General features: G+C 38.2%; 12 protein-coding genes. 8 read left to right on the top strand and 4 right to left on the bottom strand.

Annotation, left to right across the window (positions count from 1 at the left end; genetic code table 11):
* Positions 1 to 253: 253 nt before the first annotated feature.
* From ACED20_RS20045 to ACED20_RS20020, 6 genes are all read left to right on the top strand, one after another.
* A complete protein-coding gene (locus ACED20_RS20045) occupies positions 254 to 1,291 on the top strand; it encodes a patatin-like phospholipase family protein (RefSeq protein ID WP_294201661.1) in 1,038 nt (345 codons plus the stop codon).
* 423 nt (positions 1,292 to 1,714) lie between these two features.
* On the top strand, positions 1,715 to 1,870 hold the full coding sequence (locus ACED20_RS20040; RefSeq protein WP_345766973.1) for a hypothetical protein: 156 nt from the start codon (positions 1,715 to 1,717) through the stop codon (positions 1,868 to 1,870).
* Positions 1,871 to 2,129: 259 nt separating this feature from the next.
* A complete protein-coding gene (locus tag ACED20_RS20035) occupies positions 2,130 to 2,300 on the top strand; it encodes a hypothetical protein (RefSeq protein ID WP_345766972.1) in 171 nt (56 codons plus the stop codon).
* A 382-nt stretch (positions 2,301 to 2,682) separates the two neighbouring features.
* A complete protein-coding gene (locus ACED20_RS20030) occupies positions 2,683 to 3,603 on the top strand; it encodes a YafY family protein (RefSeq protein WP_294202211.1) in 921 nt (306 codons plus the stop codon).
* A 154-nt stretch (positions 3,604 to 3,757) separates the two neighbouring features.
* Positions 3,758 to 4,279 (top strand): energy transducer TonB, encoded by a 522-nt coding sequence (locus ACED20_RS20025; RefSeq protein WP_378106509.1) that lies wholly within the window; start codon positions 3,758 to 3,760, stop codon positions 4,277 to 4,279.
* Positions 4,280 to 4,284: 5 nt separating this feature from the next.
* On the top strand, positions 4,285 to 4,716 hold the full coding sequence (locus tag ACED20_RS20020) for a nucleoside deaminase (RefSeq protein ID WP_378106507.1): 432 nt from the start codon (positions 4,285 to 4,287) through the stop codon (positions 4,714 to 4,716).
* 35 nt (positions 4,717 to 4,751) lie between these two features.
* Here the strand turns inward: ACED20_RS20020 and ACED20_RS20015 are convergent, their stop codons facing one another.
* The gene (locus ACED20_RS20015) at positions 4,752 to 5,510 is read right to left on the bottom strand and encodes a type III pantothenate kinase (protein ID WP_294202215.1); all 759 of its coding nucleotides are present in this window, start codon (positions 5,508 to 5,510) and stop codon (positions 4,752 to 4,754) included.
* Positions 5,511 to 5,670: 160 nt separating this feature from the next.
* On the opposite strand from ACED20_RS20015, the gene ACED20_RS20010 reads away from it, so the two are divergent.
* On the top strand, positions 5,671 to 6,273 hold the full coding sequence (locus ACED20_RS20010) for a hypothetical protein (RefSeq protein WP_294202216.1): 603 nt from the start codon (positions 5,671 to 5,673) through the stop codon (positions 6,271 to 6,273).
* A gap of 77 nt (positions 6,274 to 6,350) precedes the next feature.
* Here the strand turns inward: ACED20_RS20010 and ACED20_RS20005 are convergent, their stop codons facing one another.
* The 3 genes from ACED20_RS20005 to ACED20_RS19995 all read right to left on the bottom strand — a co-directional run bounded on the left by ACED20_RS20005 (position 6,351) and on the right by ACED20_RS19995 (position 10,774).
* Positions 6,351 to 8,192, bottom strand: coding sequence for a M1 family metallopeptidase (locus ACED20_RS20005; RefSeq protein ID WP_294234070.1), 1,842 nt, complete (start codon positions 8,190 to 8,192; stop codon positions 6,351 to 6,353).
* A gap of 246 nt (positions 8,193 to 8,438) precedes the next feature.
* Positions 8,439 to 8,903, bottom strand: coding sequence for a DinB family protein (locus tag ACED20_RS20000; protein ID WP_345766966.1), 465 nt, complete (start codon positions 8,901 to 8,903; stop codon positions 8,439 to 8,441).
* Between the two features lie 185 nt (positions 8,904 to 9,088).
* Positions 9,089 to 10,774 (bottom strand): DUF6909 family protein, encoded by a 1,686-nt coding sequence (locus ACED20_RS19995; RefSeq protein ID WP_294202219.1) that lies wholly within the window; start codon positions 10,772 to 10,774, stop codon positions 9,089 to 9,091.
* A gap of 573 nt (positions 10,775 to 11,347) precedes the next feature.
* On the opposite strand from ACED20_RS19995, the gene ACED20_RS19990 reads away from it, so the two are divergent.
* Positions 11,348 to 13,543: a glutamine synthetase III gene (locus ACED20_RS19990; protein WP_294223698.1), complete on the top strand. Its 2,196-nt coding sequence runs from the start codon at positions 11,348 to 11,350 to the stop codon at positions 13,541 to 13,543.
* Positions 13,544 to 13,642: the final 99 nt, after the last annotated feature.

Raw genomic sequence — 13,642 nt, 5'->3', positions numbered from 1 at the left:
GAATAGAATTTAAAATTAAGCTAATAACTTTCTGAAAAAGAAGAACCTACATTATGTTTAAAATAAATTCTCCAAATGGAGAATTTATTTTTTAATACGACGAGTTTTGTCGCTTCCCCGTTATACCTTTGCTTCAGAAGAAACACCAAAACAGCTTCATACCACAGGATAAAACCAATAGTTATTATAAGACGCTATTGGTTTTACTTTTCTAAAGTTGCATGATGTTCTATCAAAAAAAGTGAAAAATCATATGAAAAAGACAACCATTCTTTCTTTGGACGGGGGCGGAATCAGGGGAATCATCACCTGCATCATTCTGCGTTACATAGAAGAGCAGCTACAGTTGTACGACAAGCCCAACGCAAGACTTGGCGACTATTTCGACTTTGTTGCGGGAAGCAGCACCGGCGGACTGATTGCGTCTATTATTCTATGCCCCGATGAACACCGTAAAGCAAAATATTCTATCCAGAAAGGGTTAGAACTGTATGCTGAAAAAGGTGGCGACATATTCCAGGTTTCTTTTTGGGAACGCCTGGTAAATCCTTTCGGATTGCTAAACGAAAAAATATCCCAGGAAGCCCTGGAAAAAAACCTAAATGACTTTTTTGGAAATCTGGAATTGAAAGAGCTCATCAAACCCTGCCTGATTACCAGCTACGATATAGAAAATAGGAGAGCGAAATTATTCAATTCCTGGAAAGCCAGCCTGAGTACCGATAATTTTTATGTAAAAGATGTCTGCAGGGCAACTTCCGCCGCTCCTACTTATTTTAGTCCGGTACAAATCAAATCCATGTACGGGCAGATCTTCAGCCTGATCGACGGCGGAATGTTTGCGAACAACCCGGCACTCTGCGCCTATGCCGAGGCCAGGAAAATTCCTTTTGCAGAAGTATTGAAGAATCATCAGAAGGCCAATAAACCGACGGTTAATGATATGATCATTGTTTCGATAGGAACCGGAATTGAAGCCAGGCCGTATTCTTTCAGGAAAATGCAGAAGTCCGGAAAACTAGGCTGGGTAAATCCTATCATAGATATCCTGATGTCTGCCAATGCAGAAACCGTAGATTATCAGCTGAGCCAGATGTTTCAGACCTTAGGGTTGAGGAACCAGAAAAATTATTACCGGCTGAACCCATCTCTGAAAAACGCTTCCCCGGCTATGGATAACGTAAGAAGATCAAATATCGAAGCCCTGATACAGGCCGGATTGTGTTATATCGATGATAACAGGGAAACTTTAAACCAGATTGTACAGAAACTGATTAAAAATAAAATATAAGCTTTAAAACTTATAACTGCCTAATATAAGCTTTTTAAATTATATTTATTATCACATGAATATGACCGGAAGAACAAATGAGGTTAACTTTAGCAGCTCTTCTGATGAACACTATATTTTTCATTTCAGGTTATTTCGTAGTATACTCTTTACTCGATTACCTGCGATCCTTTCCAGACAGCTGTGACATCTGTACATATTTATTGATGATATTATGGTTTCACACATTATTATACCTGTTTCTGCAGACACATCCTATATTATCAGAAAGCCTATTTAAAGAAATTTAATTTTTTTTGAAATTAAAATATAATACGTCGAGTTTTGACGTTACCCGCTTTTACCTTTGGAAATATAAAATAAAAATAACTTTTGAATTCAATATTGATTTAATCAGATTTTAACACGAAAAACCGCAAAAAAATGAAAACAAGAACTTATACTTCATATGCAAATTCTAATCATGAACTTTATACCATTGACTGGAGCGACATCGAAAATGCAGAGGCAGATTATGACAATTATCTGAATAATCTTAAAATCGTATTTCGGCAGAGTACGAAAATAATCTCCTCTTAAACATGTTTTACTCTTTGGATTTATAATATCTATATCTGCCGTGCTTCTATTTTATCTTCATCAGAAATACCTAAAAGAATATTTAATTTTTTTAAAACTAAAAAAATAATACGTCGAGTTTTGACGCTACCCACTTTTACTTTTGGAAATATAAAACAAGGCAAGATAGAAATAGCGTTATAACTTTTGAATTCAACAGCAATAGATACTGAATTTTTATAGGATATACAATTTTAAAAACCAGACACCAAGAGAAAACATGGAAACACCAAATCACAACTCCGATACACACTTTGATGAAAATCTCTATACTATTGAATGGAGCGACATTGAGAATACAGAGATCGATTATGATAATTATCTCAATGATATTGAAAACTTTTTCCGGCAGGATTTTGAGAACAATATCCCTGAAGAAGAAATTTATTAATATTTAAAAAATTACTGCTCCGCTGCTGTTCAGCATTCTAATAACCATACCAATAATACGTTTAAATGTCTCATTCTTTGAATCACCATTCACAATATGCCGGACAGCCGGAGCAGTGTTTTAATTATACTATTTTCCAATCTTTATAAATAAAATTGATAAAAGCAAAGAAATCAGTAAGCTTTAAAAGTCCAGTAATATCACCTGTTATCTACTTTCACATCATTGGATACACCATTGTTAATTTTTTAAACAAAATAAAAACACGACATATTTTGTCGCAAGAACACCCTATATTTGTGGTACAAACTTTTAGCAATGAAACGCTCGTCATGCATTTCATGAACAAATGCAACAGGCGGCAATAATTAAATATTCCAGAATGAAAAAAGACTTTTACCTGACAAGATATGCGCTCATTATCAAGAGACTGGAAACTTCCGCGGCTACTTATCTACAACTGAAAGAATATTTACTTAATTCCTTCGAATTCCAGGATGCGGAAATCAAAAGTTATTCGATCCGTACCCTGCAGCGGGATATCCGGGAAATTGCCAATCTTTTCAACCTTTCCATCCACAACAAAAAGAAAGGCGACAACCGTTATTATATCGAGAGCCGCCCGGTTCTGGAAGTGGATGAGTACAACCAGAAATTACTCGAATCTTTTCAGGTGAGCAACGCTTTAAACCTCCATCCTGATTTTTCAAGCCTTGTCTTTTTTGAAACCAGGAAACCTACGGGTGTAGAACATTTTTATGATCTTTTCTTTGCGATCCGTAATAAAAGAGTGATCCTGTTTGAACACTATAATTATAAGAATAAGGTGATGAGCTCACGAAAGGTTCATCCTTTGGCTCTCAAAGAATCTAAAAACAGATGGTACCTGATTGCTGTAGATACCAAAGATAAAATGCTGAAATCTTTCGGATTGGATCGGATCAATTACCTGGATGTTTCAAAGAATAAATTCAGGGAAAAATACAAGTACAATTTCAGGGAACATTTCAAAAATGCTTTCGGTGTTATGAACCTGGCTGAGCAGCATCCTGAAAAGATTTTACTGAGGTGCAGCAGGCACCAGGGCGAATACATCAGGAGCTTCCCGCTTCACCAGTCCCAGAAGGAAACAAAGGAAACGCCTGAAGAAATTTTCTTTGAATTTTTCCTTCATCCTACCTATGATTTCATGCAGGAAATACTTTCTTACGGGAAAGAGGTTCAGGTATTGGAACCTAAGGTTTTAGTTGAAGAAATCCGGGAACATCTGCAGGAATCGCTGAACCGCTATCTTGAAATCTAACTTAATGATTCGTGATTTTTGACTACATTTACATAAATATACCTAAGTGAAATCTTTTATCGTTTGTTTGTTTTGCTTTATATCGTCCCTTTGCCTTTCCCAGCAGACAGAGGAATTTAAACTTATTAAAAATTATTACAACCAGCATCGTTCCATGCTAAGTAAAGAATTCAGGAAAAAGTTTGACGCAGAAACAAATAACTACTACAAAGCCTCAATAAAGCAGGATTACCAGCTTTTCATGCAGAAGATGGACAGCATTGAAAATGTGGCCCTCACCGGAGCCCTGCTGAAAACAAAAAACCTTGAAGACCTTGACAAACTGAAATTACTGAATAAAAATTTGCCTTTAGAACCATCGCATACTCCTTCTGTCGTTATTGATAAAGCAGCCGACTATCCCGGCGGAATTAATGAACTCCGGAAGGAAGTGGCAGACCTCTTTTATCTGGGCGGCATATATTCTGACATCAAAACTATAAAAGCCAATGTGGGTTTTATTGTGGAAACAGACGGCCGCATCAGCAACGTAAAAGCGGAAGGCGACAATTATACTTTTAACAGGCAGGCAGAAATCGCAGTATATTCCGTTTCACAAAAGTTTTCTCCGGCCATCGTAAATGGCAATCCCGTGAGATACCGTTTCAGGCTTCCTCTAACCATGAATATTGAATAATTACGATGTTTACCGACGAATATTTTATGAAAATGGCTTTTCACGAAGCAGAGTTAGCCCTTGAAAAAGACGAAGTTCCTATCGGCTGCATTATCGTTTCCCACAACCGCATCATTGCAAGAGCCCATAATCTTACGGAAACATTAAATGATGTTACCGCACATGCCGAAATGCAGGCCATTACTTCGGCCGCCAATTTTTTGGGCGGAAAGTACCTGAAGGACTGCACGATGTATGTGACGTTAGAGCCTTGCGTCATGTGTTCCGGAGCACTTTCCTGGTCGCAGATTTCAAAAGTGGTGATCGGAGCAAGAGACGAACAGCGCGGTTTTATTAATAAGCACCTCAGCCTTCATCCAAAAACAGAGATCGTTATAGGGGTTATGGAAAATGAATGCTCCTCGATGGTTAAGGAGTTCTTCAGATCCAAAAGATAGTTTGATGAACAAAACAGCCTCTTTTTGAGACTTCTTTATTTATCTTTCCCCAAAAAGTACAATCCTTTCAGCGTATGAAGCCGGTCCATCACATGAATCTTATCGGTAAGCGGCTTATAAACATGGGAAACCCCACCTGTCGCTACAACAAAGCAATCGCCGCCTACTTCATCGTTAATTCGGTCGATAAACCCTTCTACCATTCCCAAAAATCCATATACCATTCCGCTTTGCATACAGGTAACGGTATCCAGGCCCAATACGGTTTTTGGTTTTACCAGTTCTATACTTGGAAGCTGTGCAGTCTGGCTGATCAGGGAATTTAAAGCCGTAACGATTCCCGGAGCGATAATGACGCCTAATGTTTCCCCATTTTCTGCAACACAGCTTGCCGTAAGTGCCGTTCCGAAATCCAGCACGATTTTTTTCCGGTCCGGATACATATTATGTGCAGCTACGAGATTTGCATAGATATCCGTTCCCATCTGCTTAGATTTTGCCACAACTCCGGAGGGCGTAGTCCTGTCGACAATCACAGGATCGAGATCATGGATCTTTTTAATCGCAGCGTTCATTACTTTGGTAAGCGGGGGAACTACAGAACCTATGATCACTTTATGAATTTCCTTCGGTTCGATTTTATACGTCTGATATAGCATCGACATCTGAACATACAATTCATCAGGCGTTCTGTACGGTTTGGTATTGATTACCCAGGAAATATCGCAGTTATCGTCATTAAAAAGCCCAAACCGGATATTACTGTTGCCTATGTTTATTACAATTGAATTCATGCATCTATTTTAAAAAAGACCGAAATCTTGTGTTCATTTTAAAGCGTTAAAATTAATGATTTTAATAAAACCAGCCTTCTCATCTTATAAATTACTTTTTTGCCGTATGTAAAAACAATTAATTATATTTAAAAATTAAAAATCATTTCAAATCGCGCTTATGAAAAAGCTGTTTCTTCTTTTTTTATTTTTTACCGGACTGAATATCCCTGCTCAGACAGCCGCCGCCGCAAAAGAAGTATTTGAAAAAATTAAAAAAGAATCGAAGATTGACGGAACCGATAAAACCATATACAACATTCTCGACGGGTTTTATATAAAAACACTACAAGCTGAAAATGATGAAATGTCTCCTGAAACGATAGAAAAAATCCAGGGGCTGGCCGCAAACCCGGAAACAAAGAACCTTCATATCCTGATGCTTTTTTTGATGTATCAGCAACATATCAGCCAGACCGAAGCCGCTGGAAAAAAACCGAATCCCGAATTTCAGATGGCAACCCTAAAGCTGCTGGAAGACGAAATCCAAAGTGTTTACGGAAAAGTTCCTGCCCTTATATACATTTACAACTATGAAGCCCTAGAAAGCGGAAACAGGAAAGAAGAAGCAAAAGCCATTGCCCTGCAAGGACTGAAAGAATATCCTGATTCTGTTCCTTTGAAAGTATATGTTTATCTAAATACCCATGATGAAACTATCAAAAATGACCTTCTGAAAAACCACGCCAATCATTGGATGGTAAAGCAGTTTGAAATTAAATAGGCTTTAACACAAAATTGTATAAAAAAAATAATCCCCGGAGCAATGTTCCAGGGATTATTTTTTAGCTATTTGTAAAACTATTTCACCTCAATGAAATTATCATCCGGGTTTACATCTGCAAGCCTCTGGCTGATATCGATTCCTACCATAGACAATTGGGATTTTGTGTAAGGAACGGTAATTGTATATTCCTTTTGAGTCCATGGCCAGTAAGGCATTGTTTTGAACTCGCCATAAGCATCTTTCGTTTTCCAGGTATGCGTCATGTTCATCGGGATCTGGTAATTCACGATCTTTTTATCGGAGGTCATGATGCTGAAATCGATCGGCATCGGAACCTGTCCGTTATTTATCAAAGTGATGGTCGTGGATTTGGCATCATACTTTATATCTTTGATTCCGTAATCGATGGTTTTGGTGGTATTGATCCAGTAATTCTGGAACCATTTCAGGTCCATTCCCGAAACTTTTTGGGCAATATGCAGAAAATCCCGGTCAGAAGGATGCTTCAACGCCCATTGGTCATAATACTGCTTCAGGGTTTCGGCAAGATTCTGCTCACCCATGATATATCCCAATTCTACCAGGTACAACTCTCCTTTTACATACGATGCGTAGGTATAAGAAGTTCCGTTGTCGTGGTGATCGCCCAGCCAAACCGCAGGTTCTTCAATTCCTTTTTTTACGAAATTCCGGTAAGCATTGATCGAATTGAAGAACGGATTCGGAAGTTTTTGAGCCGGCGGAAACAATTGATTCATCACATAACCTTCCGCATAGCTGGTAAACCCTTCATCCATCCAAGGGCGCATCGGCTCGTTGGTTGCCAGCATCTGCTGATACCACGAGTGGGCCCCTTCATGAGCCATCAGACCCATCAGTCCTTCGATATTTTTAGCTTCCCCTAAAATCATGGTACACATTCCGTATTCCATTCCACCATCGCCACCCTGGATAAAAGAATATGTAGGATATACATATTTTCCGAAATGGGCATTCATCAGCTGATAATACTTTGTGATATAGGGCTGCGCTTCTTCCCAGACTTTGGTTTTGTCATTATTCTGGTACACCAGGAATACTTTCGGTCCCTCCGGAACATCGAAACTTTTTACAATATAATCCTTATCGGCTGCCCAGGCAAAATCCAGGATATTTTTAGCCGTCCATTTCCAGGTTGCTTTGTTTTTATCGGCTTTTATTTTGGCATTGGCATCATAACCTTTTATTTCCATAGGGTTTTCAAGAATTCCGCCTGCTCCGATTACATAGTCCTTGTTAATTTTAATGGTTACATCAAAATCCGAGAACGGGGCATGAAACTCCCGCCCGATATAATCGAAGGTTGCCCATCCGTCATAGTCGTATTCTGCGATCTTCGGATACCATTGGGTCATCGTCATGTCGACGCCTTCCCGGTTGTTTCTTCCGCTTCTTCTGATTTGCTGTGGAATAACAGCATCCCATTCAAGAGTAAAAGTGGTGGATGCATTCGGTTTAATCGGTTCCGCCAGATAAACTTTCATCACCGTTTCCTGAACTTCAAATTTCAGCGTCTTGCCGTTTTGCCTGATCCAGTGGATATTCTGTGCACCTTCCTGATCTTTAGGAATCGAAGCCAATCTTGATATTCCGTCTTTCTGCAATCTGGAATCTCCGTTTTTTCCCTGTGATGCTACGCGTTGGTCCATCATTGAACCTGGTTTAAAAGCATTCCAATACAAGTGGAAATACACTACATTCAATTCGTCCGGTGAATTGTTTTTATAATCTAACGTCTGTTTTCCTTCATAGGTAAATTTTTCAGCATTGACATCAATATCCATCTTGTATTTCGCACTCTGCTGGTAATAAGGCCCCTGCTGGGCATGAAACTGAGAAATGATAAACGCAAACAGGATTGCAACCGATTTTTTCATTTAAAATTTTATTTTTCTAAAGGTAAGTATTTAAAATAAAAACCTCAAAAGAAGAGATATGATGAGGTTTTGGATTCGCTTAAATTCTCTCGCTGATTTTGCAGATGACGCAGATTTTTACGCAAACGCCTGGTCAGTTTGTCTGATCTGCGGGAGATATTCAATCACGAATACCACAAATCTTTGCACTATTTAATCACAAATAAAATTCGTGTCATTCGTGAAGATATTCGTACAATTTGTGTTTTAGTTCAAAAGTTTCCTGATCAAGGTGATCTGCCCTAAGTGATAATAACAATGTTCAATCATTCCATCAATATTTCTTAGATAGCTGCCGTACTTTTCATCCACAAAAGGTTCATTCATTTTAGCATCGGGCATCTGTTCCAGTAAAACAGCAAACCTTTCAGCATCACTCAAAAGTTTATTCAATAATACTTCCCATTGTTCCTGCGATTCAACCGGAGGGAGATCGAAACTGTATTGGTCTCTGATTTCTAAACCTCCGCCCTCAAAAACATTGATCAATCCGGCAATGTAATAATCGATGTGAAAAGTCAGCATGGCAATGGTATTCAGCGAACCGATTTGTGTTACTGCCTGCTCCCAGGTTATGTCTTTAAGTTGATCTTTAAAATTGGTGTTGGCAATCCACAGACCATCCAGCAATACTTCCCGAAATCTTTTGGCTAATTGTAATACGGTACTCATTTATTTATTTTTTTAAAGATAATTATTTTTTACTCCTACAGACCAGGGTTATTTTTTGTGGATGTTCATTTTTTTGAGAACTTAAAAGCAAACATCCGTGAAACCCTGGTTGTTCTATTCAAAAATAAAAATCCTCCAGAGGTTAAATCTGAAGGATTATATTTTAAATTAACTAAGAATGTACATTAGTCAAAAAGTTCATTCTTTCCGCTTTGTAAAATCTTTTCCAGGATTCTTAAAGTAATAAGATAGGTTGGCTTAACCCCCGTTAACCCGAGGCCTCCTGAAGAAAGCGTACTTCCTGTCTCCAGTGGATTATCCGACGCGTAATACGCATACATCACAAACAGATCCGGCGTAATATGATGTCTTATTTTAGAAGCTACCTGGATCGCTTTCTGGTAATGAGCCCCTTCCATTTCAAGGCCGATTGCTTTCCAAGAAGTATTCATGAAATAGGAAAGAATATCCCTGTTCTGAAGCGAGGTTCCCAGTACGGTAATCATCGGTCCTTCAAAAGCCTGGAGTTCATCATCTTTAAAATCTTCCAGCTTCAAAGCATTTTCAAAAGGATAATTATCTGCTGTTCCCTCAAAAATATGGGCGGTCGGGATCATAATATCTCCTTTTCCACCGGCAAGAATACCTGCTTTACCCATAATGGAGACAGATTTTACTTTCATCATATACACCTCTCCTTTATGTTCGTAAGGCCTCAACAATTCGTCCATTACCTCATAAGCCTGTTCGCCAAAAGCATAATCAAAAACCATAATGACATCATCCCCTGAATATTTTGCTGCTGCAAAAGGTGTATTTTTAAGATTTGTCTTTTTAAGATCGATAATCTGAACATCGATATTGCTTCCGCTCTTATCATTTATATAAATCAATCCTTCATCAAGGGCGTATTTGGAAACTTTGTCGCGAAGCTCTTTTTTATCAGAAATCTCACCGTAAAGCTTATAATCTACTTCCTTTGTATCTTTTTTCTTTAAGGCATCATTTGCATACAGCATATTTTTAACAGAATGCATATTGGCAGAAATAATGTGAAGCGGCCTCATGTGAAGATTATTTTCAAATAGAACTTCTTTCACTTTATTTGCCCACTTTTCACCAAAATAGTGATGTCCTACCCTTTCCTTCAATATCGCACTGAAATGAATTTCCCGCTCTCTTGTCTGCTTGGCATCCTCGAGGCTTACTTTTGCGAGATTATAGATGATTTTGAATAAGCGGTCAGGATTATCGTCATCCCCAAAAGTATTATAGGCGTTTAGTGTTTCTTCAAAAGTTCTCCCTATTAAAGAAGAAAGATGAATCAACGCTACTTCTTTTTCTTTCCGGCTGAATTTCTTTTCGCCTTTTACCACTTCTTCGATGATTTTAAAAGCACGGGTCGGTTTCCAGTTTTCATCCTGAATAAAGGCCAGATCCCGGACCTTGTCAGCTTCAATAAACAGAAAGGTAAGGTGAGTAAGGATATCATAAATTTCCGAACGTCCCAGCAGCACTTCGATATTCATCTGGTGTTCATCGATCCTGTAACAGTTTCTTCTTCTCTTTTTAGGAACGATCGGTTCAAAACTTCCTTTATCAAAACCTTCATCTGATGTAAGATGAATGAAAGCGCATTCTTCAATACCTTCTGGAAGTCTGTCTAAAACATACATCAAACCATCAAGCTCCAATTTGCTTGGAATACTCATGGTACCGTAAATTTCCGGATTGATCGTCTTTAACAAACTTCTAATGCTTTCTCCCGAAACTCCGCCTGGCTTAAAAAAACCTCTATAAAACAAATGTCTCATAGATATGTATAGTCTTTCAATGGCCTCGGTGGTTTCTCTTGCTCTAGAATTTGTCATATATTTAAAAATTTTTATAAAAAGTCTGCTAAGTTACGAAAAATATTTTTAATACACTCATTATCCTGTAAACCAGTTTTTTACTAAAATTCCTTATGCATTCTATTATCTTTTCCTTTTTAAAATTAGCATTTTCCGACAGTTGCTTTTAAAATTTCAGGAATAAATTTTCTTAATATTGAAGATAGGGATAAAGGCTGTTACTTTTTAAATCTATAACGTAAACCCGAAACACAAGTCAGGCCTAATGCTGGAAAAAGGAAGCCGGATGATGACAGCTTCTTGTATCAGCATCAATAAAGCCTCCGCTGTTAAATGATCTTGTTTGCACATCGTGAAGTACCATTGCCATAAAAATCCATGGTTATTTTTTTATAATAGAAAATAATTAAATATCATCGAAATACATTCCATGTAAGCAATCATGATCACATTGTAATTCACAACCCCTGCTAAAACGTAACTAAAATTTAAAATTTTATTAAAAAACAAAAACACCCCTTAATTTTTTGGGGTAAAAATGTTTTCGATTTATTTTTTTCGTAAATTTGCCCCGTAAAAATCAAACCTAATATGTCAACTTTAAGATTCAAAGCGTTAGAAACTTTACCATTCAAGGACTTTAGAAGAGATAATTCCGTTGAAGTTCCTGTAAAATTGTCAGAATTATTCTGCCAGAATGTTTTCTCAGAAGAAACGATGAGAGAATATTTAACGAAAGAAGCATTCCAGTCTATTATGGATGCGGTAAAAAAAGGGAGCAAAATCCAGAGACACATTGCAGATCAGGTTGCCGTAGCAATGAAAGACTGGGCTATGAGCAAAGGAGTAACTCATTATACTCACTGGTTTCAGCCATTAACAGGATCTACTGCAGAAAAGCATGATTCATTCTTTACCCCGATTGAAGGAGGAAGAGCCATCGAAAGATTCAGCGGAAATTTATTGATCCAACAGGAACCGGATGCATCTTCTTTTCCGAACGGAGGGATCAGAAACACTTTTGAAGCGAGAGGTTATACGGCGTGGGATCCTACATCACCGGCGTTCATTATGGGAACGACTTTATGTATCCCTTCGATTTTTATTTCTTACACAGGGGAAACGTTAGATTATAAAGCACCACTTTTAAGAGCATTGAATGCCGTAGACGAGGCCGCGACCAATGTGATGCAGTATTTCGATAAGAACGTAACCAAAGTAACGCCTACTTTAGGTTGGGAGCAGGAATATTTCTTAGTAGATTCTGCATTATATCAGTCTCGTCCAGACCTTGTATTAACAGGGAAAACTTTGTTAGGACACTCTCCTGCAAAAGGACAGCAGTTGGATGACCACTATTTCGGTTCTATTCCTACAAGGGTGATGAACTTCATGAAGGAACTGGAAATCGAATGTATGAAATTGGGAATTCCGGTTACAACGAGACACAACGAGGTAGCTCCAAACCAATTCGAGTTGGCTCCGATGTTTGAAGAAGTAAACGTTGCTGTTGACCACAATTCTTTGTTGATGGACGTTATGGCAAGAATTGCTCACAGACATCATTTCCATATTTTATTCCACGAAAAGCCATTCGCAGGGGTAAACGGAAGCGGAAAACACAACAACTGGTCTTTGGCAACCGATACAGGGGAAAACCTTTTAAGTCCTGGAAAAAATCCTAAGAAAAACTTACAGTTCTTAACCTTCTTTGTAAATACCATCAAGGCCGTTCATGAATATGCGGATCTTTTAAGGGCAAGTATCGCTTCTGCAAGCAACGACCACCGATTAGGAGCAAACGAAGCACCGCCGGCTATTATTTCCGTATTTATCGGAAGCCAGCTGTTCAGCGTACTGGAAGAGCTTGAAAAAGTAACCAGCGGAAAACTTTCTCCTGAAGAAAAAACAGAATTAAAATTAAATGTCGTAGGAAAAATTCCTGAAATCCTATTGGATAATACCGATAGAAACAGAACTTCTCCGTTTGCATTCACAGGAAACAAATTCGAGATCAGAGCCGTAGGTTCTTCTGCAAACTGTGCAGAATCCATGACGGTAATGAATACCATCGCCGCAAAACAGTTAAGCGACTTCAAAAAAGAAGTGGATGCTTTAATTGAAACCGGTCTGAAAAAAGACGAAGCGATCTTCAATATATTAAGAGAATACATCAAGCAGTGCAAGAGCATCATGTTTGAAGGGGATGGATATTCCGAAGACTGGGCTAAAGAAGCTGAAAAAAGAGGTTTAAATAACCTGAAAACCACTCCTGAAGCATTGAAGCAGGAAATGGACGAAAAATTCCTGGCACTTTACGAAGAAATGGGAATTTTTACCCACAGAGAAGTTGAAGCGAGAAACGAAATTAAATTAGAAAAATATTCTACGGTAATCGATATCGAAGCAAGGGTTTTAAGCGACATCGCAAGAAATCACATTATTCCTTCCGCTTTAAATTACCAGAACAGACTGATCGAGAACGTAAAAGGTCTTAAAGAAATCTTCGGAGAGAACGAGTTCAAGTCTTTAGCCAAAGAACAAATGAGCCTGATTACCCATATTTCTGAAAACGTATCGAAAATCAAATTAGGCGTTGAGGATCTGATCAAAGCCAGAGAAGCGGCAAAAGCCGTAACGGAAAGCCAAAAGCAGGCAGAAGAGTACTGCAACAGCGTGAAGCCTTTATTTGATATAATCAGAGAAGCGTCTGACGACCTTGAAATGATGGTGGATGATGAACTTTGGCCAATGACGAAATACAGAGAAATGTTATTTACAAAGTAACATTTGTAAAGTTCCATATTAGTGAAACTCTCCGATTGCATCGGGGAGTTTTTTTATTTTAATGTTAGAAGCTGTTTGAGTTAAATTTTCTTAGCCAAT

The sequence above is a fragment of the Chryseobacterium sp. sg2396 genome (assembly GCF_042610505.1).
In the GTDB taxonomy this organism is placed as follows: Bacteria; Bacteroidota; Bacteroidia; order Flavobacteriales; family Weeksellaceae; genus Chryseobacterium.
This window is presented reverse-complemented; position numbering and strand designations above follow the sequence as displayed.